23 protein-coding genes are annotated in these 23,362 nt (G+C 72.8%); 16 read left to right on the top strand and 7 right to left on the bottom strand.

All coding sequences use genetic code 11. The features are described from left to right. The first annotated feature begins 293 nt into the window (after positions 1 to 293). From SSPS47_RS03390 to SSPS47_RS03375, 4 genes are read left to right on the top strand one after another with little or no spacing between them, the layout of a single operon-like run. Positions 294 to 2,174: a methylmalonyl-CoA mutase family protein gene (locus SSPS47_RS03390; RefSeq protein WP_164248624.1), complete on the top strand. Its 1,881-nt coding sequence runs from the start codon at positions 294 to 296 to the stop codon at positions 2,172 to 2,174. Further along, the gene (gene scpA / locus SSPS47_RS03385; RefSeq protein ID WP_164248622.1) at positions 2,171 to 4,372 is read left to right on the top strand and encodes a methylmalonyl-CoA mutase; all 2,202 of its coding nucleotides are present in this window, start codon (positions 2,171 to 2,173) and stop codon (positions 4,370 to 4,372) included. Before SSPS47_RS03390 ends, scpA begins: the two co-directional genes overlap by 4 nt. A gap of 4 nt (positions 4,373 to 4,376) precedes the next feature. Continuing rightward, positions 4,377 to 5,387 (top strand): methylmalonyl Co-A mutase-associated GTPase MeaB, encoded by a 1,011-nt coding sequence (meaB, locus tag SSPS47_RS03380; RefSeq protein ID WP_239064755.1) that lies wholly within the window; start codon positions 4,377 to 4,379, stop codon positions 5,385 to 5,387. After that, positions 5,384 to 6,451: an enoyl-CoA hydratase/isomerase family protein gene (locus tag SSPS47_RS03375; RefSeq protein ID WP_164248620.1), complete on the top strand. Its 1,068-nt coding sequence runs from the start codon at positions 5,384 to 5,386 to the stop codon at positions 6,449 to 6,451. The genes meaB and SSPS47_RS03375 overlap by 4 nt, the downstream gene beginning before the upstream one ends. Positions 6,452 to 6,509: 58 nt before the next feature. Here SSPS47_RS03375 and SSPS47_RS03370 read toward each other — a convergent pair whose 3' ends face one another. Next, positions 6,510 to 7,253: a TVP38/TMEM64 family protein gene (locus tag SSPS47_RS03370; protein WP_164248618.1), complete on the bottom strand. Its 744-nt coding sequence runs from the start codon at positions 7,251 to 7,253 to the stop codon at positions 6,510 to 6,512. 139 nt (positions 7,254 to 7,392) lie between these two features. Here SSPS47_RS03370 and SSPS47_RS03365 point away from each other — a divergent pair, with 139 nt between their 5' ends. The 4 genes from SSPS47_RS03365 to SSPS47_RS03355 all read left to right on the top strand — a co-directional run bounded on the left by SSPS47_RS03365 (position 7,393) and on the right by SSPS47_RS03355 (position 10,544). Then, positions 7,393 to 8,091, top strand: a complete 699-nt coding sequence (locus tag SSPS47_RS03365; RefSeq protein WP_164248616.1) for a DNA alkylation repair protein — start codon at positions 7,393 to 7,395, stop codon at positions 8,089 to 8,091. Positions 8,092 to 8,196: 105 nt separating this feature from the next. Further along, positions 8,197 to 8,334: a hypothetical protein gene (locus SSPS47_RS34700; protein ID WP_187280186.1), complete on the top strand. Its 138-nt coding sequence runs from the start codon at positions 8,197 to 8,199 to the stop codon at positions 8,332 to 8,334. Positions 8,335 to 8,431: 97 nt separating this feature from the next. Beyond that, entirely contained in the window at positions 8,432 to 9,610 is a 1,179-nt protein-coding gene (gene tuf, locus SSPS47_RS03360) for an elongation factor Tu (RefSeq protein ID WP_164248614.1), read from the top strand. Between the two features lie 88 nt (positions 9,611 to 9,698). After that, positions 9,699 to 10,544: a fused MFS/spermidine synthase gene (locus SSPS47_RS03355; RefSeq protein WP_164248612.1), complete on the top strand. Its 846-nt coding sequence runs from the start codon at positions 9,699 to 9,701 to the stop codon at positions 10,542 to 10,544. Positions 10,545 to 10,600: 56 nt separating this feature from the next. On the opposite strand, the gene SSPS47_RS03350 is transcribed toward SSPS47_RS03355, so the two are convergent. Further along, positions 10,601 to 11,671, bottom strand: coding sequence for a hypothetical protein (locus SSPS47_RS03350; RefSeq protein ID WP_164248610.1), 1,071 nt, complete (start codon positions 11,669 to 11,671; stop codon positions 10,601 to 10,603). A gap of 108 nt (positions 11,672 to 11,779) precedes the next feature. Here SSPS47_RS03350 and SSPS47_RS03345 point away from each other — a divergent pair, with 108 nt between their 5' ends. Together SSPS47_RS03345 and SSPS47_RS03340 are read left to right on the top strand one after the other, a co-directional pair. After that, entirely contained in the window at positions 11,780 to 12,217 is a 438-nt protein-coding gene (locus SSPS47_RS03345) for a DUF4442 domain-containing protein (protein ID WP_164254367.1), read from the top strand. A 131-nt stretch (positions 12,218 to 12,348) separates the two neighbouring features. Continuing rightward, positions 12,349 to 13,023 carry a DedA family protein gene (locus SSPS47_RS03340; RefSeq protein WP_164248608.1) on the top strand — a complete coding sequence of 225 codons (675 nt, stop codon included), beginning with the start codon at positions 12,349 to 12,351 and terminating at the stop codon, positions 13,021 to 13,023. 13 nt (positions 13,024 to 13,036) lie between these two features. Here SSPS47_RS03340 and SSPS47_RS03335 read toward each other — a convergent pair whose 3' ends face one another. From SSPS47_RS03335 to SSPS47_RS03325, 3 genes are all read right to left on the bottom strand, one after another. After that, positions 13,037 to 13,567 (bottom strand): gamma carbonic anhydrase family protein, encoded by a 531-nt coding sequence (locus tag SSPS47_RS03335; protein ID WP_147875917.1) that lies wholly within the window; start codon positions 13,565 to 13,567, stop codon positions 13,037 to 13,039. A gap of 100 nt (positions 13,568 to 13,667) precedes the next feature. Next, entirely contained in the window at positions 13,668 to 14,321 is a 654-nt protein-coding gene (locus SSPS47_RS03330; protein ID WP_164248606.1) for a hypothetical protein, read from the bottom strand. After that, positions 14,318 to 14,491 (bottom strand): hypothetical protein, encoded by a 174-nt coding sequence (locus SSPS47_RS03325; RefSeq protein ID WP_164248604.1) that lies wholly within the window; start codon positions 14,489 to 14,491, stop codon positions 14,318 to 14,320. The genes SSPS47_RS03330 and SSPS47_RS03325 overlap by 4 nt, the downstream gene beginning before the upstream one ends. Before the next feature lie 422 nt (positions 14,492 to 14,913). On the opposite strand from SSPS47_RS03325, the gene SSPS47_RS03320 reads away from it, so the two are divergent. After that, positions 14,914 to 15,657: an acyltransferase gene (locus SSPS47_RS03320; RefSeq protein ID WP_164248601.1), complete on the top strand. Its 744-nt coding sequence runs from the start codon at positions 14,914 to 14,916 to the stop codon at positions 15,655 to 15,657. Positions 15,658 to 15,717: 60 nt separating this feature from the next. Here the strand turns inward: SSPS47_RS03320 and SSPS47_RS03315 are convergent, their stop codons facing one another. Then, positions 15,718 to 16,584, bottom strand: a complete 867-nt coding sequence (locus SSPS47_RS03315) for a DMT family transporter (protein ID WP_164248599.1) — start codon at positions 16,582 to 16,584, stop codon at positions 15,718 to 15,720. A 95-nt stretch (positions 16,585 to 16,679) separates the two neighbouring features. On the opposite strand from SSPS47_RS03315, the gene SSPS47_RS03310 reads away from it, so the two are divergent. Next, entirely contained in the window at positions 16,680 to 17,252 is a 573-nt protein-coding gene (locus SSPS47_RS03310) for an XRE family transcriptional regulator (protein ID WP_164248597.1), read from the top strand. Positions 17,253 to 17,333: 81 nt separating this feature from the next. Beyond that, positions 17,334 to 17,897, top strand: a complete 564-nt coding sequence (locus SSPS47_RS03305) for a YbaK/EbsC family protein (RefSeq protein ID WP_164248595.1) — start codon at positions 17,334 to 17,336, stop codon at positions 17,895 to 17,897. A 25-nt stretch (positions 17,898 to 17,922) separates the two neighbouring features. Here the strand turns inward: SSPS47_RS03305 and SSPS47_RS03300 are convergent, their stop codons facing one another. Next, the gene (locus SSPS47_RS03300; protein ID WP_164248594.1) at positions 17,923 to 18,330 is read right to left on the bottom strand and encodes a CoA-binding protein; all 408 of its coding nucleotides are present in this window, start codon (positions 18,328 to 18,330) and stop codon (positions 17,923 to 17,925) included. A gap of 99 nt (positions 18,331 to 18,429) precedes the next feature. On the opposite strand from SSPS47_RS03300, the gene SSPS47_RS03295 reads away from it, so the two are divergent. The 3 genes from SSPS47_RS03295 (at position 18,430) to SSPS47_RS03285 (ending at position 23,336) form a co-directional block, all read left to right on the top strand. Next, positions 18,430 to 19,056, top strand: a complete 627-nt coding sequence (locus tag SSPS47_RS03295; RefSeq protein WP_164248592.1) for a YigZ family protein — start codon at positions 18,430 to 18,432, stop codon at positions 19,054 to 19,056. A gap of 93 nt (positions 19,057 to 19,149) precedes the next feature. Then, complete coding sequence (locus SSPS47_RS03290; RefSeq protein ID WP_164248590.1) at positions 19,150 to 20,316, top strand: exonuclease SbcCD subunit D; 1,167 nt, start codon at positions 19,150 to 19,152, stop codon at positions 20,314 to 20,316. Continuing rightward, the gene (locus tag SSPS47_RS03285; RefSeq protein ID WP_164248588.1) at positions 20,313 to 23,336 is read left to right on the top strand and encodes an SMC family ATPase; all 3,024 of its coding nucleotides are present in this window, start codon (positions 20,313 to 20,315) and stop codon (positions 23,334 to 23,336) included. Before SSPS47_RS03290 ends, SSPS47_RS03285 begins: the two co-directional genes overlap by 4 nt. The last annotated feature ends 26 nt before the right edge of the window (positions 23,337 to 23,362 follow it).

Here is a 23,362-nt window from a genome sequence, read left to right as displayed (position 1 = left end):
AGGAGTACTCGACGGATGGCGGTGCGGTGCCCGGCGGCGCGAGGGATATCCACTCCCCTTCCCGGGAGGAGTGGTCGCGCGCCGGACGGGGGCAGCGTAGCCGCTGCGAGTTACGAGGCCGCGCCAGGCCCCGGCGACGGGTCCCAGGAGGCCCGGAACCATCCGGGCGGCGTGCGGGATCGGGGGCGCGCAGGGGGCGCTTGGGGTGGCGTCCAGGGGGTGCACGGAGGGGAGTTCAAGGTCACATCGGTTCAACCTGATAACCGTGGAACGAGCTGTCCTAACATCTCGGCATGACGCTCCTGCCCGACAGCGGGCTTTCGCTGGCAGCCGAGTTCCCCGAACCCACCCATGAGCAGTGGCAGGGTCTGGTTGAGGGCGTACTCCGCAAATCCGGCCGGGACGTCTCGGGCGCCGCCGCCGAGGACGCACTCTCGACCACGCTCGAAGACGGACTGACCACCCGTCCCCTCTACACCGCCGCCGACGACCCCGGTGACGGCGGCCTGCCGGGCTTCGCGCCGTTCACCCGCGGCGGCACTCCCGCAGGCGCCGCGCCGGGCGGCTGGGACGTGCGCCAGCGCCACGCGCGCACCGACCCGGCACGCACCAACGAAGCCGTGCTCGACGACCTCGCCAACGGCACCACCTCCCTCTGGCTGGCCGTGGGCCGCTCCGGTGTGCCGGTCTCCGGCCTGGCCGAGGCCCTCGCCGGTGTCTATCTCGACCTCGCCCCGGTCGCGCTCGACGCGGGCGACGAATTCCCCGACGCGGCGGCCGAGTTGCTGCGTCTGTACGACCAACGCGACGTCCCGCGAGGGGAGGCGCGCGGCACCCTCGGCGCCGACCCGGTCGGCCGCCTCGCCCGCACCGGCCACGAGGCTCCCGGCCTCCGGGACGCCGCGGCCGAACTCGCCGGGCTGTGCCACCGCGAGTACCCCGCGCTGCGCGCCCTCGTCGTCGACGCCCTGCCCTACCACGAGGCGGGCGGCTCGGCCGCGCAGGAACTCGGCTGCTCGCTCGCGGCAGGCGTCGCCGCGCTGCGCGACCTCGACGCCGCCGGGCTGTCCGTCGAAGCGGCCTGCGGCCAGCTGGAGTTCAGGTACGCCGCCACCGCCGACCAGTTCCTCACCATCGCCAAACTCCGCGCGGCGCGCCGGCTGTGGGCCCGCGTCGCCGAGGTCAGCGGAGCCGGACCGGCCGGCGCCGCCCAGCGCCAGCACGCCGTCACCTCGTCGGTGATGATGACCCGGCGCGACCCGTGGGTGAACATGCTGCGCACCACGGTCGCCTCGCTCGCCGCCGGCCTCGGCGGCGCCGACTCCGTGACCGTGCTCCCCTTCGACCACGGCCTCGGACTCCCCGACGCCTTCGCCCGGCGCATCGCCCGCAACACCTCGACCATCCTCATCGAGGAGTCCCACCTCGGGCGCGTGATCGACCCGGCCGGCGGCTCCTGGTACGTGGAGCGGCTCACCGACGACCTCGCGCACGCCGCCTGGGCATGGTTCCAGGAGATCGAGCGGGCCGGCGGCCAGCGCGCCGCGCTCCGCGACGGACTGGTCGCCGAACGCCTCGCCGCGACCTGGGCGGCCCGCTCCGAGAAGCTGGCCCGCCGACGCGAACCGGTCACCGGCGTCAGCGAGTTCCCCCAACTGGCCGAGGCGCCCGTCGTACGCGACGCGTCACCCCCGGCCGCGACCGGCGGACTGCCCACCGTCCACCGCGACGACGCCTTCGAGGCCCTGCGCTCCCGCTCCGACGCCCACCTCGCGTCGACCGGCGCCCGCCCCCGCGTCTTCCTCGCCGCCCTCGGCCCGGCCGCCGCGCACACGGCGCGGGTGACCTTCGCGTCGAACCTCTTCCAGTCCGGCGGCGTCGAACCGGTCCACGACCCCGTCACCGTCGACGCCCCCACAGCCGCCGACGCCTTCGAACGCAGCGGCGCCGCCATCGCCTGCCTCTGTTCCAGCGATCCGCTCTACGCCGAACAGGCCGCGGAAGTCGCCGCGGCCCTGAAATCGGCCGGTGCCACCCGCGTGTACCTCGCGGGGCGCCCGGGCGAGCTGCGCGAGAGCCTCACCCGGTCCGGTGTCGACGAGTTCGTCGCCGCGGGCGAGGACGCCGTCGCCCAACTCACCTCCGCCCTCGACCACCTGGGAGTGGCGCCATGACCGTCCCCGACTTCACCGGTATCGACCTGGGGCCCGCCACGCCCACAGGCGGACACGAGGACCAGTGGCGCACCGCCGTCAAGGAGAGCACCGGCAGGAGCGACGCCGACCTCGTCTGGAACACACCCGAGGGCATCGACGTCAAACCGCTCTACACCCCGCAGGACCTCGCGGGCCTCGACTTCCTCGGGACGTACCCCGGCATCGCGCCGTATCTGCGCGGCCCCTACCCGACGATGTACGTCAACCAGCCCTGGACGATCCGTCAGTACGCCGGATTCTCCACCGCCGAGGAGTCCAACGCCTTCTACCGGCGCAACCTCGCGGCCGGGCAGAAGGGCCTGTCCGTCGCCTTCGACCTGCCGACCCACCGCGGCTACGACAGCGACCACCCGCGGGTGACCGGTGACGTCGGCATGGCGGGCGTCGCCATCGACTCCATCTACGACATGCGCCAGCTCTTCGACGGCATCCCGCTCGACAGGATGACCGTCTCGATGACGATGAACGGCGCCGTCCTGCCCGTACTCGCCCTCTACATCGTGGCGGCCGAGGAGCAGGGCGTAGCGCCCGAGAAGCTGGCCGGGACCATCCAGAACGACATCCTCAAAGAGTTCATGGTCCGCAACACCTACATCTATCCGCCCGCCCCCTCGATGCGGATCATCTCCGACATCTTCGCGTACACCTCGCGGAAGATGCCGCGTTACAACTCCATCTCCATCTCCGGCTATCACATCCAGGAAGCCGGGGCGACAGCCGATCTGGAGCTGGCCTACACCCTCGCCGACGGCGTCGAGTACCTGCGCGCCGGACTCGACGTGGGCCTCGACGTCGACGCGTTCGCCCCCCGGCTCTCCTTCTTCTGGGCCATCGGCATGAACTTCTTCATGGAGATCGCCAAACTCCGCGCGGCGCGGCTGCTCTGGGCCAGGCTCGTAAAGAAGTTCGACCCCAAGAACGCCAAGTCGCTCTCGCTGCGCACCCATTCGCAGACCTCCGGCTGGTCCCTCACCGCGCAGGACGTCTTCAACAACGTCCCCCGTACCTGTGTGGAGGCGATGGCCGCCACCCAGGGCCACACCCAGTCGCTGCACACCAACGCCCTCGACGAGGCGCTGGCACTGCCCACCGACTTCTCCGCGCGCATCGCCCGCAACACCCAACTCCTGCTCCAGCAGGAGTCCGGCACCTGCCGCGTCACCGACCCGTGGGGCGGCAGCGCCTACGTGGAGAAGCTGACGTACGACCTCGCGCGCCGGGCCTGGCAGCACATCGAGGAGGTCGAGGCGGCCGGCGGCATGGCGCGGGCCATCGCCGAGGGCATCCCCAAGCTCCGGATCGAGGAGGCGGCGGCCCGCACCCAGGCCAGGATCGACTCCGGGCGCCAGCCCGTCATCGGCGTCAACAAGTACCTGGTCGAGACCGACGAGCAGATCGAGGTCCGGTCGGTCGACAACTCCTCCGTACGGACGCAGCAGATCGCCAAGCTGCGCCTGCTGCGCGACGAGCGCGACGAGGCCGCCTGCCAGGACGCGCTGCGCGCCCTCACCGGCGCGGCCGAGGCCGGATCGAGCGAGGGGCTCGACGGCAACCTGCTGGCCCTCGCCGTGAACGCGGCGCGCGCCAAGGCCACCGTCGGCGAGATCTCCGACGCCCTGGAGAAGGTCTACGGACGGCACTCCGGCCAGATCCGTACCATCTCCGGTGTGTACAGGAACGAGGCCGGCACGTCACCGGCGGTCGAGAGCACCCGGGACGCCGTCGAGGAGTTCGAACGCGCCGAGGGGCGGCGCCCGCGCATCCTCGTCGCCAAGATGGGCCAGGACGGTCACGACCGCGGCCAGAAGGTCATCGCGACCGCGTTCGCCGACCTCGGCTTCGACGTCGACGTCGGCCCGCTGTTCCAGACGCCCGGTGAGGTCGCGCGGCAGGCCGTCGAGGCCGACGTGCACATCGTCGGTGTCTCGTCGCTGGCCGCCGGACACCTCACACTCGTGCCCGCCCTGCGCGAGGAACTCGCACGGGAGGGCCGCGAGGACATCATGATCGTCGTCGGCGGGGTGATCCCGCCCGGTGACATCGACGAACTGCACCGCGCGGGCGCCGCCGCCGTCTTCCCGCCCGGCACCGTCATCCCCGACGCCGCGCGGGACCTCCTCACCACCCTGGCCGGCGCTCTCGGCCACGAGCGGTGAGCCGGTGACAGCTCGGACCGGCATCGACATCGACACCTACACCAAAGGGGTGCTCGACGGCTCCCGTTCGGCCGTCGCGCGCGCCATCACCCTCGTGGAGTCCACCAGGGCCGACCACCGGGAACTCGCGCAGCGGCTCCTGACCGCGCTGCTGCCGTACTCCGGCACGGCGCGCAGGATCGGCATCAGCGGCGTACCCGGCGTCGGCAAGTCCACCTTCATCGACGCCCTCGGCACGATGCTCACCGGCCTCGGGCACCGGGTCGCCGTCCTGGCCGTCGACCCGTCGTCCAGCAGGACCGGCGGCTCCATCCTGGGCGACAAGACCCGTATGGAACGCCTGTCCGTCGACCCGGCGGCCTTCGTCCGGCCCTCACCCACGGCCGGCACCCTGGGCGGCGTCGCCAAGGCCACCCGCGAGACGATCATCGTCATGGAGGCGGCGGGCTACGACGTGGTCCTCGTCGAGACCGTCGGCGTGGGCCAGTCGGAGACCGCCGTCGCCAACATGGTCGACTCCTTCCTCCTGCTGAGCCTCGCCCGTACCGGCGACCAGCTCCAGGGAATCAAGAAGGGCGTCCTCGAACTGGCGGACCTCATCGCCGTCAACAAGGCCGACGGGCCGCACGAGCGCGACGCCCGGTCCGCCGCGCGTGAACTCGCGGGCGCGCTGCGCCTGATGCACCCCGCCGACGCCGCGTGGACACCGCCGGTGCTCAGTTGCAGCGCCCGCGAGGGCACCGGTCTCGACACCGTATGGGAGCGCCTGGAGCAGCACAGGAAGGTCCTCGACACCAGCGGACGCCTCCAGCACAAGCGCAGCGACCAGCAGGTCGACTGGACCTGGTCGATGGTCAGGGACCACCTGCTGGACCGGCTGCGCAGCCATCCGGGCGTACGCCACCTGGCTCCCGCGCTCGAACAGCAGGTGCGGGAGGGCTCGTTGACGGCGACGCTGGCCGCCGAGCGGATCGTCGAGGCGCTGGACCTGCCGGCCGGGGGAGTGGACCGATGACCGAACGACCTCCTACGGAGGACGAGACCGTCCTCGCACGCCGCGACGGACGCGTGGGGCGGCTCACGCTCAACCGGCCGCGCGCGCTCAACGCCCTCACCCACGCCATGGTGTCGCGCATCGGCGCGGCGCTCACCGTGTGGGAGCGGGACCCGGACGTGCACGCGGTGGTCATCGACGGCGCCGGCGGGCGTGGACTGTGCGCGGGCGGCGACATCCGGGCCATCCACGAGGACGCGCGTACGGGCGGTTCGGCGTCGCCCGCGTTCTGGCGCGACGAGTACCGCCTCAACGCCCGGATCGCGCGCTGTCCGATGCCATACGTCGCCTTCATGGACGGCATCGTCATGGGCGGCGGGGTGGGCCTCTCGGCACACGGCGACGTCCGGATCGTCACCGAACGCTCCCGTGTCGCCATGCCCGAGACCGGTATCGGTCTCGTGCCGGACGTCGGCGGCACGTACCTGCTCTCCCGGGCACCCGGCGAACTCGGTACGCATCTTGCCCTCACCGGCGCGGCGGTGGGCGCCGCCGACGCGATCCTCTGCGGGCTCGCCGACCACTACGTGCCCTCCGAACGGCTGGCCGAACTGGCGGGCCGACTCGCCGACTCGGACGTGCCGGTGGCCGTACGGCGCCACGCGTCGGCGCCGCCCGAGGGGGAGTTGGCCGCCGCCCGTGAGTGGATCGACGCGTGCTACGCCGCCGACTCGGTCGAGGAGATCGTGGACCGGCTCTTCGCCGACGGGCACCACGGGGCGAAGCAGACGGCGGAGACCATCCTGACGAAGTCACCGACCGCGCTGAAGGCGACGTTGGCCGCCGTACGGCGGGCGCGGACGGCCGGGACACTGGAAGAGGTGCTGGACGTCGAGTACCGGGCGTCGTGCGCGGCGCTGCGGACACCGGATCTGGTGGAGGGGATCAGGGCGCAGGTGATCGACAAGGACCGCATGCCGAAGTGGGTGCCGGGAGAGCTGGGCGCGGTCACGCCGGCGGACGTGGCGCGCTTCTCGGCGGTGCCGCCGGGCGGGGACCTGGGGCTGTCGGGCGCGCTCTCCTGAGCGTGCCGGGCGATTGAGGGCGTGGTCCGAGCCCGTCCGGCGATCGAGGGCGGACCGGTCAGGCGACCGGCTCCGGGACCCTGGCCTCCGTGGGCGTCGGGCTCGCCGGACGCAGCCGGTGGCGCTTCAACCAGGCCAGCAGCCCCGCCCCGGCCCCCGTCAGCACGATGAACCCCATGGCCAGCAGGAACGCGGGCGATGTCGGCGATCCCGCCTCGCACCCCGCGATCACGTACGCCGCCGTGTTCGGGACGCAGCCGATGCCCGTCGCCAGCAGGAACGGCGGCCAGCCCATCTTCGACACCGCCGCACAGTAGTTGGCGGCCACGAACGGGACTCCGGGGAACAGCCGTACCGCCATCATCGAGCGGAAGCCGTGCCGGCTCAACTGCCCGTCGGCCGCCGTCAGCCAGCGGCCCCGCAGCAGCGGACGCAGCGCCTCCTGACCGAGGAAGCGGCCGAGGCCGAAGGCGATGCCCGCGCCCAGCACCGTTCCCGCGATCGCCGCGGGGAGGCCGAGCTGCGTACCGAACAGGGCGCCCGCGGCGAGGTTGAGCAGCGGACGCGGCACGAAGGCCGCCGTGCACACCCCGTAAGCGGCGGCGAACAGCACCACTGCCGCGCCGCCGCTCAGCTGCGGCCAGCCGGCCGAGACGAATCTCTGCGGCTCGTAGACCAGCACAGCGGTCCCCGCGCACGCCAGCAGGAGCACGAGGAGGGAGAGCCTGGACCAGGGTGAGAGCAGCACCCTCGTACAGCGGACCGTGAGGCCGGCGGACGGCCTGTCGACAGGGTCGAGCATTCGGGGAGACTAACCGACGAAGAGATGTGATTGTCATCAAGAGCCGCGAGACAACCGCCACTCGGGCGCTCGCTCGGCCCGCCCGGGGCCGTACGCGGACCACCGCGCATTGTCAGTGGCGGCGCATAACCTGCACGTCATGACCCTCGCACCGCCGCCCAGCGATCTCGCCGACACCGTGCTGGCACGGCTCGTCGTCGGTTACGCCACAGCGGCCGATCCGGTACGGGCCGAGCGGTCCGCCGCGTATCTCAAGGGCGTGGCCCCCTTCCTCGGCATCCCCGCGCCCCAACGCCGCGCGCTGTCACGGCAGGTGCTCGACGCGCTGCCGCGTCCCGACGAGAGGGACTGCGTGGCGATCGCCCTGCGCTGCTGGGAGCTGCCCGAGCGGGAGTACCAGTACTTCGCGGTCGACTACCTCCGCCGTCACGTCGGCCGTCTGTCGTCCGGCTTCCTCCCCGTCGTCCGGCATCTCGTCTCCACGGTCTCCTGGTGGGACACCGTCGACGCCCTCGCCGCCCATCTCGCCGGCGGTCTCGTCGCCGCCGACCGCGCGCTCGCGGCCGAGCTGGACACCTGGATCGCGGACGAGAACATGTGGATCGCGCGCACCGCGCTGCTGCACCAGCTCACCTACAAGGACGCGACCGACACCGAGCGGCTGTTCGGCTACTGCCTCCGGCAGTCCGGGCACCCCGACTTCTTCATCCGCAAGGCGATCGGCTGGTGCCTGCGCGAGTACGCCAAGACCGACCCGGCCGCCGTCCGGGACTTCGTCGAGGACGCCCGCGACCGGCTCTCCCCGCTCTCCGTGCGCGAGGCCCTGAAGAACCTCTGAGCCCTACGCCGACAGGCCCCGTACGCGCCCGATGCCCTGTGCCCGCGGAGCCGTACGCCCGTAAATCTGTCGACGCCACGACGCCGGTCGGACATCATCGGGGACATGTCCCGGTACGCCTTCCACGCAGCGCCGTCCGCAGTCGCGGACGCGCCGAAGGCTGCCGCGTTCCTGGCGGCGCACGCGGAAGCGGCCGCGGCAGCGGCCCCCGCGGCGGCGCTGCTCGACGGCGCCCGAAGCTGACCCTTCCCGGATCGTCCGGCGGACCCCACAGGGGAAGGGTCGGCAAGGCCCCGGGGTCCCCTTCACGCTTCGAGTTCCTGGAAGGAACACGTCAGCCATGCCCAAGACGGCATACGTGCGCACCAAGCCGCACCTCAACATCGGCACCATGGGCCATGTCGACCACGGCAAGACCACCCTGACCGCGGCCATCACCAAGGTCCTCAGCGAGCGCGGGACCGGCACGTTCGTGCCGTTCGACCGGATCGACCGGGCCCCCGAGGAGGCCGCCCGCGGCATCACCATCAACATCTCGCACGTCGAGTACGAGACGGACACCCGGCACTACGCGCACATCGACATGCCCGGCCACGCCGACTACATCAAGAACATGGTCACCGGCGCGGCGCAGCTCGACGGCGCCATCCTCGTCGTGTCCGCGCTCGACGGGATCATGCCGCAGACCGCCGAGCACGTCCTGCTCGCCCGTCAGGTCGGCGTCGACCACATCGTCGTCGCCCTCAACAAGGCGGACGCGAGCGACGACGAACTGACCGACCTGGTCGAGCTGGAAGTGCGCGAACTGCTCAGCGCGCACGGGTACGGCGGGGAGAGCGTCCCCGTCGTCCGGGTCTCCGGACTCCGGGCGCTGGAGGGCGACCCGCGCTGGACGGACGCCGTGCAGGCGCTGCTCGACGCCGTCGACACGTACGTCCCGATCCCCGTCAGGTACACCGACGCGCCGTTCCTGCTCCCGGTGGAGAACGTCCTGACCATCACCGGGCGCGGCACGGTCGTCACCGGCGCCGTCGAGCGCGGCACGGTCCGTGTCGGCGACCGTATCGAGGTGCTCGGCGCCGGGTCCGGGCCGCAGTTCAGTACGGTCACCTCGCTGGAGACCTTCGGGAAGCCGATGGAGTTCGCCGAGGCGGGCGACAACGTCGCCCTGCTGCTGCGCGGTGTGCCACGCGACGCGATCCGCCGGGGCCATGTGGTGGCCGCGCCGGACAGCACCGTGCCGAGCAGGCGGTTCACCGCGCGGGTGTACGTCCTGTCGGCGAAGGAGGGCGGACGTACGACACCGGTGACGACGGGGTATCGGCCGCAGTTCTACATCCGCACGGCGGACGTGGTCGGTGACATCGACCTCGGCGAGCTCGCCGTCGCGCGGCCCGGTGACACGGTCTCCCTGACCGTGGAGCTGGGCAGGGACGTGCCGGTGGAGTCCGGGCTCGGCTTCGCGATCCGCGAGGGCGGGCGCACGGTCGGCGCGGGCACGGTGACCGAGCTGATCTGACCGCCCGCCGGGCCCCGCGCCCGTCTCCTCCGCTCCGGGGGAGGCGGGCGCTGTCAGGTCCACGGAGCACGGCACGCACAATGGGACGGTGAGCGAAGCGATCCCCGTCATCAGGGCCGTCGACTGCGGCACCGCCCGGCTGCTGCCGGACGTGGACCGGGAACGGGCATGGCTGCTGACGGTCGACGGCGCCCCCCAGTCGTACGTCGACCTGGACGATCCGGCCCATCTCGAATTCGAGTACACCCGGCGCCTCGGGCACGTCGTCGATCTCGCCGCGGACGAGGGCGACCCACTGACCGTGCTCCATCTCGGCGGCGGAGCCCTCACCCTGCCCCGCTATGTCAGCGCGACCCGGCCGGGCTCGACACAGGACGTCGTCGACGCCGACGGGGCGCTGCTCGCCCTGGTCGCCGAGGAGTTGCCGCTCCCGGACGGGGCCGGGATCGCCGTGCACGGCGCCGACGCCCGCGAGTGGCTCGCCTCGGCGCCGGCCCGCTCGGTGGATCTGCTCATCGGCGACGTCTTCGGCGGCTCGCGGGTGCCCGCCCATCTGACGTCCGTGGAGTACGCGGGCCTCGCGGAGCGGGTGCTGCGGGCCGACGGCCTCTACGCGGCCAACCTCGCCGACGGCGCGCCCTTCGCCTTCCTGACGTCCCAACTGGCCACGTTCGCCGCGGTGTTCGAGGAGCTGGCGCTCATCGCCGAGCCGTCGGTGCTCCGCGGGCGCCGCTTCGGCAACGCCGTACTCCTGGCCTCGCACGCGCCGATCGACACGGCGGCCCTGGCCCGCCGGACCGCGTCCGACGCCTTTGCGGCGCGTGTCGAACACGGGGCGTCGCTACGGCGGTTCACCGGGGCCGCGCCGATCGTGCGGGACGCCGACGCGGTGGCGTCCCCCGAGCCGCCCGAGGGAGCGTTCGGCATCGGCTGAGCCCCGAGCCCGCCACACACGCGGGGCCCGGGGCTCGGCCCCTCCTGACCGGTCGGCTACTCGGCCAGCCGGACGGTGCTCATGATCTTCATCAGCGTCTCGTCGGGGATCTCGTCGTCGACGCCCTTGGCGCCGTACAGGACCCACGTCGTGAAGTCACCCTTGGCGTTGGTGAAGGTGAACGCGATCGACTTGCCGTCGGTGTCGCACTTCTCCTTCTTGGGCAGTCCCGTGCTCGCGGCCGTCGAGTAGTGCCCCTTGAGCCCGGCCTTGGTCGTGTACGCCTTGGACTTCTCGACCTTGATCGCCTTCTGCTGCTGCGCCTCGGTCGCTTCCTGCGCGTACGCGGCCCAGACCCAGCTGCCGGACTCGTTGCTGGCGGCGGTCGCCGTGTCCTTGGCGCCCTTGCCGCCCTTGGTGCCGGTGCCGCCGAGGCTGACGTCCTCGATCTCGCCGTCCTTGTCCGTGTCCTGCTCGCACCAGGCGGTCTTCAGGAAGGCCGGCGCGGAGAAGGTGATGGCGGGCGAGCCGTCACCCTTCTCGACGTCCTCGAAGCCCGAGAAGGTGTCGGGCTTCTCGACCACCCAGTCGGCGGGGACGTCGAACTGCGTCCCGTGATTGGGGTTGGTCACGACCTTCCAGCCCGCGACGGTGGGCTTGCCCACGCCCGAACCGTCGCGCGGGTTGTCCTCGGGCGTCTTTTTCGCCTCCGGCTCCTTCGACTCGGAAGCCTTGGGGTCGTCGGCGACGTTCGTGCTCTTGTCGTCGTCCTTGCCGAGTACGAAGAAGGCCGTGGCCGCCGCCGCGACGACGACCGCCGAAGCGGCGATGATCGCCACCGTCTTCGTGCGCTTCTTGTCCTGCGAGGGATCGGGACCGCCGGGGCCGCCCGGCCCGCCGCCGTGCCCCGGCACCGCGTACTGCTGCGGCACGGTCGGCTGCTGGTACGGATTGGGCTGCTGCTGTCCCGGCTGCGGCGGGTAGCCGGGCTGCTGCTGATACCCGGGCTGCTGCTGTCCCGGCTGCTGATAGGGATTCGGCTGCTGGTACCCCGGCTGCTGGTACGGGTTGGAATTCGGATCCTGCGGGTTTTGCTCGCCCCCGGGCGGCTGCTGTCCTGGCCACATGGCGAGTAACGATAGATGGGTCCTCCCCGCACTGCTACGGCCGCCCTGTCGCAGGATGGCAACTGACGCTACTCGCGAGTAATATCGCCCCGCATGAACTCCGATCAGATGACCGTCGGCGAGATACTCGCCGCCACCGTTCCCATGGCGAGGACTCTCAACATGGAGTTCCTCGAAACCACCTCCGAGCGCGCCGTCGTACGGCTTCCGGACCAGGCCGCCTTCCACAACCACGTCGGCGGCCCGCACGCCGGCGCGATGTTCACCCTCGGCGACACCGTCAGCGGCGCCGTCGTGCTCGCCGCCTTCGGCGAGCAGCTCGCCCGCGCCGTACCGCTCGTCGTCAAGGCGGAAATCGGCTACAAGAAGCTCGCCATGGGCGTCGTCACGGCGACCGCCACCGTCGGCCGCCCGGTCGCGGACGTCGTCGCCGAACTCGACGGTGGAGGGCGCCCGGAGATCCCCGTCACCGTCGTCTTCAACCGGGAGGACGGCGCCGTCACCGGCGAGATGACCATCGTCTGGACGCTGCGTCCCAACAGCTGACCCGGCCGCCGCCGACGCCGTGGGCGGGTCAGCCCCGGTCATCGAAGGGTGTGCCACCCGGGTAGGCTGCCCGGCGTGCGCCTTCCAGGCGCACGCCGGGCAGCGGCACATCCGACACAGGAGGACCGGTCTTGCACGTCCAGGAGTGGCTGGAGACCGTCCCGGCGATCAGTGTCTACGCCCTGGTCGCGGTGGTGATCGGGCTCGAAAGCCTCGGTATCCCGCTCCCCGGCGAGATCGTCCTCGTCAGCTCGGCGCTGCTGGCCTCGCAGCACGGCGACATCGATCCGTACATCCTCGGCGCGTGCGCCACCGCCGGCGCGATCATCGGTGACTCGATCGGGTACGCCATCGGACGCAAGAGCGGCAGACCGCTGCTCGCCCGGCTCGGGGGCAGGTTCCCGAACCACTTCGGCGAGGCGCAGATCGCCATGGCCGAGCGGTCGTTCCAGAAGTGGGGCATGGGGGCGGTCTTCTTCGGCCGCTCCGTCGCACTCCTGCGGATCTTCGCCGGGCCGCTCGCCGGTGTGCTGCGGATGCCCTACTGGAAGTTCCTCGTCGCCAACGTCCTGGGCGGAATCGTCTGGGCCGCGGGCACCACCGCCGTCATCTACTCGCTGGGCATCGTCGCCGAGGCATGGCTGAAGCGGTTCTCCTGGCTGGGCCTCGTCCTCGCCGTACTGATCGGCCTCACCTCGATGCTCGTCATCAGGAACCGTGCGAAGAAGGCGTCCGCGCTGGCCGAGACTTCCGCCGGGGGCGCGGCGGGCCCGCTCGACCCGGAGCCCGTACCCGCCACCGACTGACGGCCGCCGCCTCTCACTCCTCGTGCACGGCCCGATGGCGGCTCGCCAGCTCCAGATAGACCGCCGCGTTGAGCCTGATGCCCTCGCGCTCCTCCTCGGTCAGCTCCCGCTTCACCCTGGCCGGCACCCCGGCGACCAGCGAACCCGGCGGTACGCGCATCCCCTGCGACACCAGCGCCTGGGCCGCGACCAGTGAACCCGCCCCGATGTGCGCCCCGTTGAGCACGGTGGCGCCCATGCCGACCAGCACGTCGTCCTCGACGGTGCAGCCGTGCAGGACCGCGTTGTGCCCCACCGAGACCCGCTCGCCGATCGTGACGGGGGAGCCGGGGTCGACATGGACGGTGCAGTTGTCCTGGATGTTGCTGTCGGCGCCGATGACGACCGGGCCCCCGTCGGCCCGCAGCACCGTGTGGTACCAGACGCTCGAACCGGCCGCCAGAGTGACCTCGCCGATCACCACCGCCGTCGGCGCCACGAACGCCGTCGGATCGATCACGGGCTCCTGTCCGCCCACACCCGCGATCAGTGGCCGCTGTGTCATGCCGTCTCCTCCGACTGCCGTCCGTCCGGCGTGTGGGCCGTGCGAGCGTGCCTCGTGTGTGGCCCGTGCGTGTTCCGTGCTCGTGCACGCGTGCGTGCGTTCACCGGAACCGTAGGCGACGGGCGGCCCCGCTCCTGCACCAGGTCGGCCAGGACACCCCTGTCTGAACCGACGGCCGGTCAACAGCCCGGCCCAAGGCGCATGTTGTCGTCGCTTCGATCGAGGGAGCTCCATGGCCACCGCCGCCGCGCCGCTCGCTGATGGCGAAGTCCCGGACGACCGCTTCGGTCAGGGCCCGGAGCCGGGGATCGGACGGCCGCTGCAGATCGGCCAGTACGGTGTCGGCGCCCCGGCCCTCGCGGAGGCCTCCGAGCGCGGCCGGCAGCGTCACCGTCGGCAGCAGGTCCAGATCGTCGGCGATCCGGCCGAGCCTGGTCACCACCGCCTCGTGGCCGGCGGTCGCGGCGGCGGCGCGGCGCTCGCCGAGCCCCACCTCGTCGGCGAACGCCCGCAGGAAACACCGGAGTTGGGGATCGGACGGCGGAGGGACGGTGGCCAGGGCCTCCTCGGTGTCCGCCCCGTCGCGGAGTCGCTCGACCACGGTGGGCAGCGTGATGTTCACCAGATGGGCCGACTCCGCGCTGTTCCTGGACAGACGCGCGTTCAGGGCCTGGAGCTCGCCGCCGGCCGCCGCCGGTCCACGGCGGTGGCGCCGCAGCAGCAGCCCGGCTCCGACGACGACGGCCGGGATCACCAGGCGACGGCGAGCGTCGTCAGCGTCCAGGCGCGCGCGGCGGCGGGGGCGGTCACGATCGCGGCACCGGCCGCCGCTCCCGCGCCCAGCAGCAGGGCGGGCGGGCCGAGGAGCCACAGGGGGCGCGTCGTAGGTATGCGCTGGGGGCTCGGTGCGACTGGCACAGACATTCCGCGGTCCCTGGGTGTTCGAGCGCGGGGGGAGAAACAGACCGGCCGAGCGGCGCGCGTCGGCCGTAATGGGGGTGGGAGCGCCGGTCACCGGCTGGAACGGTGATCTCCCGGGAATCTCCCGGGCCATGCGTGCCGTTCACGCTACTCACGCCCGGCGGGAAGACAGCGCCGTCGCGGGGCGATGCCCACCAACGAGGGAGTCGGCCGTGAACTCGCCCCGCCGGAGGCCGAAGTCGTGGTCACCGCGCGGGAGGGGAGGCCGGGGGCGGAGGGACGGGAGGGGAGGCCGGGGACGGAGGGACGGGAGGGGACGCCGAGGCGGAAGAGCCGGGAGGGGGCCGGGACGGGCGCGGAGCCGTGGGGTGAACGTCACAGCACGCGGCCCCGGCCCGCCCCGGCCCCGCCGATACCGTGGACGGGTGCCGAAGAGCAGAGACACCTCCGCCTCCCTGACCGCCTGGCGCCGTCGGGTCGTCTCGCGCGCCGTCCAGGGCGGCTGGCGGTGGATCCAGGAGGCGGGTGCGGTGAGCGCCGAGCATCCGGGGAGGCTGCGCTTCGCCCGGATCGGCACCGGGACCCGGCTCGCCTTCCCGCAGGGCACTGTCTTCGGCGAGCCGTGGATCGAGCTCGGCGACCACTGCGTCATCGGCGAACACGTCACGCTGACGGCCGGGATGATGCCCGGCCTGGACCTGGGCGGGGAGCCGGTCCTGCGGCTCGGCGACGGGGTCGTCCTCGGCCGTGGCAGCCATGTCATCGCCGACTCGGCGGTGACCATCGGCTCGAACACGTACTGCGGGCCGTACGTCTACATCACGTCCACGAACCACAGTTACGACGATCCGGAGGTGCCCGTCGGCAAGCAGTGGCCGCGCAGTGAACGGGTCTCGGTGGGGCCCGGGTGCTGGCTCGGCACCGGCGCGGTGATCCTTCCGGGGGCACGGCTCGGCCGCAACGTGGTGGTCGCGGCGGGCGCGGTCGTACGGGGCGAGGTGCCCGACCACGCGGTGGTCGCAGGGGCGCCCGCGCGGATCGTGCGGAGCTGGGACCCGGAGCGGGGCTGGCAGCCGCCGCTGCGTACGCCCGCGCCCGTACCGATCCCGGAGGGTGTCACCCCGCAGGAACTGCTGGCGCTGGCCGAGTTGGATCCGGACCTGTCGTGACGCGCCCGGCGGGGTCCGGCGCGCGGGGCGCGGCCGGCGCGGTCGTCGTACGGGCGGTGGTCAGCCCGCGGCCAGCAGGACCGTGCCGACCAGCGCGAGCCCGGCGCCCGCCGCCTGCACGGCGCGCAGTCTCTCCTTCAGTACGCCACGCGCGGCCATCGCCGTGATCACGGGATACAGCGAGGCCAGGACGGCGGCGACCGTGACGGGACCGTTCTGCGCGGCGATCGAGTAGGTGCCGTTGGCGGCGACGTCGGCGAGGCCGACGAACGCCAGCGCGGGCAGGGCCGCCCGGATCACCCGCAACCCGCCCTCCTCCGGCAGCGCGCGTGCGCCCCGCCGCACCGAGACGTACAGCGCGGTCCCGCCGACCGCGACGTTGGTGACGCGCTGCACGAACAGCGCCAGGAACAGGCCGGTGATCGACGTCGACGCCTCGGCGATCAGGGCCATGACCGCGCCGAATCCGATCGCCGCGACCAGCGTCAGCGCGATCGCCTGTCGCCGGACCGCCGCTCCGCGCAGTTCGGGCCCACCGGCCAGCACGATGCCCGCGACGGCCACGGCGATCCCGGCGAGCTGGAGCAGGCCGGGGCGCTCGCCCACGACGATGCCCACGCCCACCGGCACGGCCACGCCGATCGAGCCGAGCGGGGACACGACGCCCATCGGGCCGAGCGCGAGTGCCTTGTAGAAGGCGAGCATGGCGACGGGGCCCACGACTCCGGCCGCGACCGCGTACCAGAGCCGAGGTCCGGTCTCGGTCCACGCGCCGGTCGCGACGACGATCACGCCGAGGACGGCGACGGCTATCGACTGCGACACCACGACCACCGTCAGGGCGGGCGTGCGCCGCGTGAGCAGCCCGCCGCCGAAGTCGGCCAGACCCCAGAGCAGGGCGGTGGCCAGCGCGAACAGAGCGGTCATGGAGCGAACCTCGCCAGTACAGTGTGGTGGACGGTTGGTGCACCACACCGTAGTGCACTCTATTGAACTGTTCCATTGAATATATTGGACGGAATGTGTCGGAGCTCGATCAGCTGACCCAGTCGCTCGCCCGTAACCTCAAACGGTGGCGCGGCGAGAGAGCTTTCACCCTCGACGCCCTGGCGGCCCGGTCGGGGGTGAGCCGGGGCATGATCATCCAGATCGAGCAGGCGCGCACGAACCCCAGTGTCGGCACGACGGTGAAACTCGCCGACGCCCTCGGCATCAGCATCACCACGCTCCTCGACTACGAACAGGGCCCGCAGGTCAGGGTCGTACCGGCCGACCAGGCCGTCCGCATGTGGTCCACCGACGCGGGCAGCTCCACCGTCCTGCTGGTCGGGACCGAGTCACGCGGCCCGCTCGAACTCTGGTCCTGGAAGCTGATCCCCGGCGAGCACAGCGACTCCGACGCGCACCCGGACGGCACGACCGAGCTGCTGCATGTCACCGCGGGCGAGCTGACCCTCGTCGTGGACGGTGCGAGGCACACCGTGGCCGCGGGCTCCTCCGCGGTCTTCGAGGCGAACGTGTCGCACGCCTACCGCAACGAGGGCGACACCACAGTAGAGATGACGATGGCCGTCTCCATCCCGCCCGCGCGCTGAGCGACCGTACACCGGCCCCGTGGCACTCCCGTTCATCCGACGCCCGTGCCCGGCCGGCGCCCGCCTGTTAGCTTGACGCCCATGCGCGCCCCCATCGGAGACTTCACCGACGCCCGACCCGCCCCAGACTGCCTCGACCTGCTCACGGAGCCCGTCGCGGCCGCCGTACGGGCCTGGCAGGGCGACGTACCCGCCGAGCAGCTGCTCTACGTGGACACCGACCCCGAGATCGCGGACACCGCCGCCTTCGTGGAACACCACGGGGCCGATCTGCTCGACCGGTCCGCCAACTGCGTCGTCGTGGCGGGCAAGCGCGGCGGTGAGTCCACACTCGCCGCCTGTCTCGTGCTGTCCCGGACGCGCGTCGACGTCAACGGCGTCGTACGCAAGCGACTCGGCGCCCGCAAGGCCTCGTTCGCCCCGATGGACTCCGCTACCGGCGAGACCGGCATGGAGTACGGCGGCATCACGCCGATCGGCCTGCCCGCCGGCTGGACACTGCTCGTGGACGCGGCCGTCGTGGACACCGAGTGGGTGCTGATCGGCAGCGGACGCCGCCGGGGCAAGCTCATCGTGCCCGGCAAGGCGTTCACCACCCTGCCGGGCGCCCTGGTCGTCGACGGGCTCGGCGTCGCCACCGACTGAGCACCGTCGGGCCCCGGCGGCCTGCTCAGCCCAGGCGCGGTATCTCGATGGCGGGGCAGCGGTCCATCACCATGTCGAGACCGGCGGCCCGCGTGCGCTCGTACGCCTTCTCGTCGATCACGCCGAGCTGGAACCAGACCGCCTTCGCGCCGATCGCGGCGGCCTCGTCGGCGACCGGACCCGCCAGCTCGCCGTTGACGAACACATCCACCACGTCGACGGGGAACGGGATCTCGGCCAGCGACGCGTACCCCCGCTCGCCGTGGACCGTCTCCGCCTTGGGGTGCACCGGCACCACACGCTTTCCGAAGCCCTGGAGCACGGCCGCGACCCCGTAGGCCGCCCGCGAACGGTTGCCGGACAGGCCCACGACCGCCCAGGTGTCGCCCGTGGAGGTCAGAATCCTGCGGATCGTCTCATCGTCTGCGTACATGCCCGGACAACGGTCGGCCCGGCCCGGCAATTCCCCCGTCCCACCCGTTGGCGAGGGCCCGCCATGCGCGCCCCGTGGTGGCAGGCCTAGGGTGGCGCGATGCATGAGCAGTACCGCACCGTCGCCCGCCGGGGAGCCCACGAGACCGAGGTCAACCGGTCACGTTTCCTCTGCGCGCTCGCACCCGCCGCCACCGAGGAGGAGGCACGGGACTTCGTCGCGGGCGTCCGCCGGGAACATCCCACCGCCACACACAACTGTTTCGCCTACGTCATCGGCGCCGACGCCTCCGTACAGAAGGCCGCCGACGACGGCGAACCGGGCGGCACGGCAGGCGCTCCCATGCTCCAGATGCTCATGCGCCGGGACGTGCGGTACGTCGTCGCCGTCGTCACCCGCTACTACGGAGGCGTCAAGCTCGGGGCGGGCGGGCTGATCCGCGCCTACGGAGGCGCCGTGGGCGAAGCGCTCGACCGGGTCGGCACCGTCACCCGCCGCCGCTACCGGCTCGCCACGATCATCGTCGACCACCAGCGGGCCGGGAAGCTGGAGAACGAACTCCGCGCCACCGGCCGTACCGTGCGCGACGTGCGGTACGCGGAGATAGTGACCATGCGGATCGGACTGCCCGCCTCCGACATCGGTGCCTTCCGTGAATGGCTCGCCGACACCACCTCCGGAACAGCCCTCCTGGAGCTGGGCGATGAGGCCTACGGAGACATCTGACGCCCGCCGGGACCGACGGGCCGTCAGTCGCCCCACGGGCGAAATGCCGGTGGCCACACCTGATGTCCGACCCCACCGTTACTCTCAAGGATCATGAGATTCCTGCACACGTCGGACTGGCACCTGGGACGGTCGTTCCACCGGGTCAGCCTTCTCGACGCACAGGCAACCTTCCTCGACCATCTCGTGGCCACCGCGCTGGCGCACGAGGTCGACGCGGTCCTCGTGGCGGGCGACGTGTACGACCGGGCGGTCCCGCCGCTCTCCGCCGTCGAGCTCTTCGACCGGGCGCTGCACCGGCTCGCCGAGGCGCGCGTACCGACCGTGATGATCTCCGGGAACCACGACTCGGCCCGCCGGCTGGGCGTCGGCGCCGGACTCATCGACCACGCCGGAATCCACCTGCGCACCGACCCGGCCCGCTGCGCCACCCCCGTCGTACTCTCCGACACCCACGGCGACGTGGCCTTCTACGGCCTGCCCTACCTCGAACCGGCCCTGGTCCGCGACGAGTTCAAAGCCGCCGGGACGGGCCACGAGGCCGTGCTGACCGCCGCGCTCGACCGCGTACGGGCCGACCTCGCCGTACGGCCGGAAGGCACCAGGTCCGTCGTCCTCGCGCACGCCTTCGTCGCCGGCGGCGCCGCCAGTGACAGCGAACGCGACATCACCGTCGGCGGCGTGGCCGCCGTGCCGACCGGGACCTTCGACGGCGTGGACTATGTGGCACTCGGGCATCTGCACGGCTCACAGGCCCTCACCGAGCGTGTCCGCTACTCCGGTTCCCCCCTCGCGTACTCCTTCTCCGAGACCGACCACCGCAAGACGATGTGGCTCGTGGACCTCGGCGCCGACGGCGAGATCGACGCCGAGCGGATCGACTGCCCGGTCCCGCGCCCGCTCGCCCGGGTCCGCGGCACCCTCGCCGACCTCCTCGAAGACCCGGCGCTCACCCGCCACGAGCAGTCCTGGACCGAGGCGACGCTCACCGACCCGGTGCGTCCCGCCGAGCCCATGGCGCGCCTCGCCGAACGCTTCCCGCACACCCTCAGCCTCGTCTTCGACCCCGACCGGTCCGACGAGGACGTCGTCGCCTCCTACGCACGGCGCCTCGAAGGCCGCGGCGACCAGGAGATCGCCGAGGACTTCGTGGCGCACGTGAGGAGCGGCGCCGGCCCGGACGACCGGGAACGGACCGTGCTGCGCGGCGCCTTCGACCACGTACGCGTCGACACCGCCGTGCGCGAGGTGACCGGATGAGACTGCACCGGCTGACCGTCACCGCCTTCGGTCCCTTCGCCGACACCCAGGAGGTCGACTTCGACGCACTGTGCGCCGGGGGGATCTTCCTGCTGCACGGAGCGACCGGCGCCGGGAAGACCTCGGTGCTCGACGCCGTCTGCTACGCGCTGTACGACGCCGTGCCGGGCGCCCGCCAGATCAAGGGCGGCGCCACCAAGGACGCCTCCCTGCGCAGCGACCACGCCAACGCGGACACGTACACGGAGGTGTGCCTCGAACTGACCGTCGGCGGACGGCGGCTGGAGATCACCCGCAGCCCCGCGCAGACACGTCCCAAGAAGCGCGGCACCGGCGTCACCGTCGAGAAGGCCCGCAGCGGGCTGCGGGAGCGCGACCCCGCGAGCGGCGACTGGCGCGCCCTGAGCCGCTCCCACCAGGAGATCGGCGAGGAGATCGGTCAGCTCCTCGGAATGAGCCGGGAGCAGTTCTGCCAGGTGGTGCTCCTGCCGCAGGGCGACTTCGCGCGCTTCCTGCGCGCCGACGCCGAGGCACGCGGCAGACTCCTCGGCCGCCTCTTCGACACCCGCCGGTTCGCCGCCGTGGAGGAGCGGCTCGCCGAACTGCGCCGGGGCGCCGAACAGCAGGTCCGGGAAGGCGATCAGCGGCTGCTCGACATCGGGCAGCGCATCGCCGGGGCGGCGCGCGGGGGCATCGAACAGCCGCTGCCCGCACGGCAGCCCGGCGATCCGGGCCTCGCGCCCGCCGTCCTGGAATGGGCCGCCGTCGCCCGCTCCACGGCCCGCGAGCGCCGCGACATCGCCGAGTCCGCCCTCGCGGGAGCCGAGAGCAGGCAGGCCGCCGCACGCCGGCGGCTCGACGGCGCGCGCGAACTGGCGCGGCTGCAACAGCGGTTCGCCGACGGACGCCGGCGCGCCGACGCCCTCGAAGCCCGCCGCCCCGAATACGAGGCGGCGCGGGCCGCGCTGGAGCGGGCCCGCAAAGCGGACCGGGTCGCCCCCGCGCTCGCCCTGCGCGACGACGCCGAGCGCGCGCACCGCACCGCCGCCGCCGCTCTCGACCGGGCACGCGCCCGGCTCCCCGCCGAACTGACCGACACAGGCGCCGACCATCTCTCCGCGCTGGAACGGAAGATGCTGGCGGAGCTGGGCCGGGTCGACGCCGCCCGGGGCGCCGAGCGGCGCAGCGCGGAGATCAGCCGTGAACGGGCCGAACTGGACCGCCAGGCCCGCGCGGACGAGGAACTGCTGGCCGATGCCGCCGGCTGGCTCACCGGCTGGGACGCCGCCCGCCGGGGACACCAGGAACGCGTCGAGACGTCCCAGGAGGCGGCGACCCGCGCCGAACAGCTCGCGGGACAGCTCGAACCGGCCCGCGCGCAGCTCGAAGCGGCCCGCGCGCGCGACGCGCTCGACGCACGGGCCGCCGCGTCGCAGCGCCTCCTGAACACCGCCCGCGAGCGCGCCAACGACGCCAAGGAGAGCTGGCTGGACCTGCGCGAGCGACGGCTGCGCGGTATCGCCGCCGAACTCGCCGCCCGGCTCGTGGCGGGGGAGCCCTGCGCCGTCTGCGGCTCCGCCGACCATCCGGCGCCCGCGCGGGCCGGGGCGGGCCAGGTCGACCAGGCCTCGGAGGACGCCGCGTTCGCCGCCTCCCGCAGAGCCGAGGCGGCCGTCACGGAGGCCGAGCGCGACCACGCCTCCGTACGGGAGGAGTACGCGGCGGCACGATCGGCGGCCGGCGGTTCGACCGTCGCCGAACTGGTCGCGCTCACCGAGCGCCTGGGCCGCGAGCACACGGCGGCGCACCGCCTCGCCGCCGGCACCCACGCCGCCCGTGAGGCGCTGGCCCGCGCCGAACGGGAGCGCGAGGACCGGCTCGCCGCGCAGCGGTCCGCCGAGAACCGCGTCGCGGCCCGCACGTCACGGCGCGAGGCGCTCGACCACGAACAGACCGGCCTCGAATCGGAACTGGTCCGCGCCCGCGGTGACGCCTCCACCGTCGCCGAGCACGCCGAACGGCTGGCGAACAGGGCCCGGCTGCTCGCCGAAGCGGCCGACGCGGTACGGGACTTCGACACCACGGCCCAGCGCCTGAAGGACGCGGACGGGCGGCTCGCGGACGCCGCGTTCCGCGCGGGATTCGAAACACCGCGCGAGGCGGCGGCGGCCCTGTTGTCCGGCCCGGAGCAGCGCCACCTGACCCACCGGATGGACGACTGGCAGGCCGAGGCCGCCACCGTCGCCGACCGGCTCGCCGAGCCGGACGCGCGCGACGCGGCGCAGGACCCGCCCGCCCGGCTCGACACGGCGCTGATGTCCTACGAGGCGGCCGAGACCGCCCTGCGCGACGCGTCCTCGGCGCTGACGGGCGCCCGCGAGCGCGCCGGCGAGCTGGCCAGGCTCTCCCGCCGGGCCGAGGAGGAGGTACGGCGCCTCGGCCCGCTCCGTACGGAGTACGAGCGGGTGGCCCGCCTCGCCGCGCTCACCGCGGGCACCTCCACCGACAACGACCGCAAGATGCGCCTCGAGTCGTACGTCCTGGCCGCCCGGCTCGAACAGGTCGCGGAGGCGGCCACCGCGCGGCTGCTGCGCATGTCCTCGGGCCGCTACACCCTGGTCCACTCGGACGCGAGGAGCGGCGGCGGCAAACGGTCCGGGCTCGGACTTCACGTGGTCGACTCCTGGACGGGCAGCGCGCGGGACACGGCGACCCTGTCCGGCGGGGAGACGTTCTTCGTCTCCCTCGCCCTCGCGCTGGGCCTCGCCGACGTCGTCACCGACGAGGCGGGCGGCGCCCGTCTGGACACCCTCTTCATCGACGAGGGGTTCGGCAGTCTGGACGACCAGACGCTGGACGAGGTCCTGGACGTGCTGGACTCGCTGCGCGAACGCGACCGCAGCGTCGGCATAGTCAGCCATGTCGCGGACCTCCGCCGCCGGATCCCGACCCAGCTGGAGGTGACGAAGTCCCGCCGGGGCTCGACGGTCGGTCTGCGGACGGGCGGCGCCGACGGCTGAGTACGCCGGACAGGACCTGGCCCCCC

It is taken from the genome of Streptomyces sp. S4.7 (genome assembly GCF_010384365.1).
Classification (GTDB): Bacteria; Actinomycetota; Actinomycetes; order Streptomycetales; family Streptomycetaceae; genus Streptomyces.
Note: the sequence above shows the minus strand (reverse complement) of the source record. Positions and strands in the feature narration are given on the sequence as shown.

Bases quoted from the DNA above. Each gene is read 5' to 3' on its own strand.
- SSPS47_RS03390 (WP_164248624.1), top strand. From the start codon at position 294: ATGACGCTCCTGCCCGACAGCGGGCTTTCGCTGGCAGCCGAGTTCCCC.
- scpA (WP_164248622.1), top strand. From the start codon at position 2,171: ATGACCGTCCCCGACTTCACCGGTATCGACCTGGGGCCCGCCACGCCC.
- SSPS47_RS03375 (WP_164248620.1), top strand. From the start codon at position 5,384: ATGACCGAACGACCTCCTACGGAGGACGAGACCGTCCTCGCACGCCGC.
- SSPS47_RS03370 (WP_164248618.1), bottom strand. From the start codon at position 7,253: ATGCTCGACCCTGTCGACAGGCCGTCCGCCGGCCTCACGGTCCGCTGT.
- SSPS47_RS03365 (WP_164248616.1), top strand. From the start codon at position 7,393: ATGACCCTCGCACCGCCGCCCAGCGATCTCGCCGACACCGTGCTGGCA.
- SSPS47_RS34700 (WP_187280186.1), top strand. From the start codon at position 8,197: ATGTCCCGGTACGCCTTCCACGCAGCGCCGTCCGCAGTCGCGGACGCG.
- tuf (WP_164248614.1), top strand. From the start codon at position 8,432: ATGCCCAAGACGGCATACGTGCGCACCAAGCCGCACCTCAACATCGGC.
- SSPS47_RS03350 (WP_164248610.1), bottom strand. From the start codon at position 11,671: ATGTGGCCAGGACAGCAGCCGCCCGGGGGCGAGCAAAACCCGCAGGAT.
- SSPS47_RS03345 (WP_164254367.1), top strand. From the start codon at position 11,780: ATGACCGTCGGCGAGATACTCGCCGCCACCGTTCCCATGGCGAGGACT.
- SSPS47_RS03335 (WP_147875917.1), bottom strand. From the start codon at position 13,567: ATGACACAGCGGCCACTGATCGCGGGTGTGGGCGGACAGGAGCCCGTG.
- SSPS47_RS03325 (WP_164248604.1), bottom strand. From the start codon at position 14,491: ATGTCTGTGCCAGTCGCACCGAGCCCCCAGCGCATACCTACGACGCGC.
- SSPS47_RS03315 (WP_164248599.1), bottom strand. From the start codon at position 16,584: ATGACCGCTCTGTTCGCGCTGGCCACCGCCCTGCTCTGGGGTCTGGCC.
- SSPS47_RS03305 (WP_164248595.1), top strand. From the start codon at position 17,334: ATGCGCGCCCCCATCGGAGACTTCACCGACGCCCGACCCGCCCCAGAC.
- SSPS47_RS03300 (WP_164248594.1), bottom strand. From the start codon at position 18,330: ATGTACGCAGACGATGAGACGATCCGCAGGATTCTGACCTCCACGGGC.
- SSPS47_RS03295 (WP_164248592.1), top strand. From the start codon at position 18,430: ATGCATGAGCAGTACCGCACCGTCGCCCGCCGGGGAGCCCACGAGACC.
- SSPS47_RS03290 (WP_164248590.1), top strand. From the start codon at position 19,150: ATGAGATTCCTGCACACGTCGGACTGGCACCTGGGACGGTCGTTCCAC.
- SSPS47_RS03285 (WP_164248588.1), top strand. From the start codon at position 20,313: ATGAGACTGCACCGGCTGACCGTCACCGCCTTCGGTCCCTTCGCCGAC.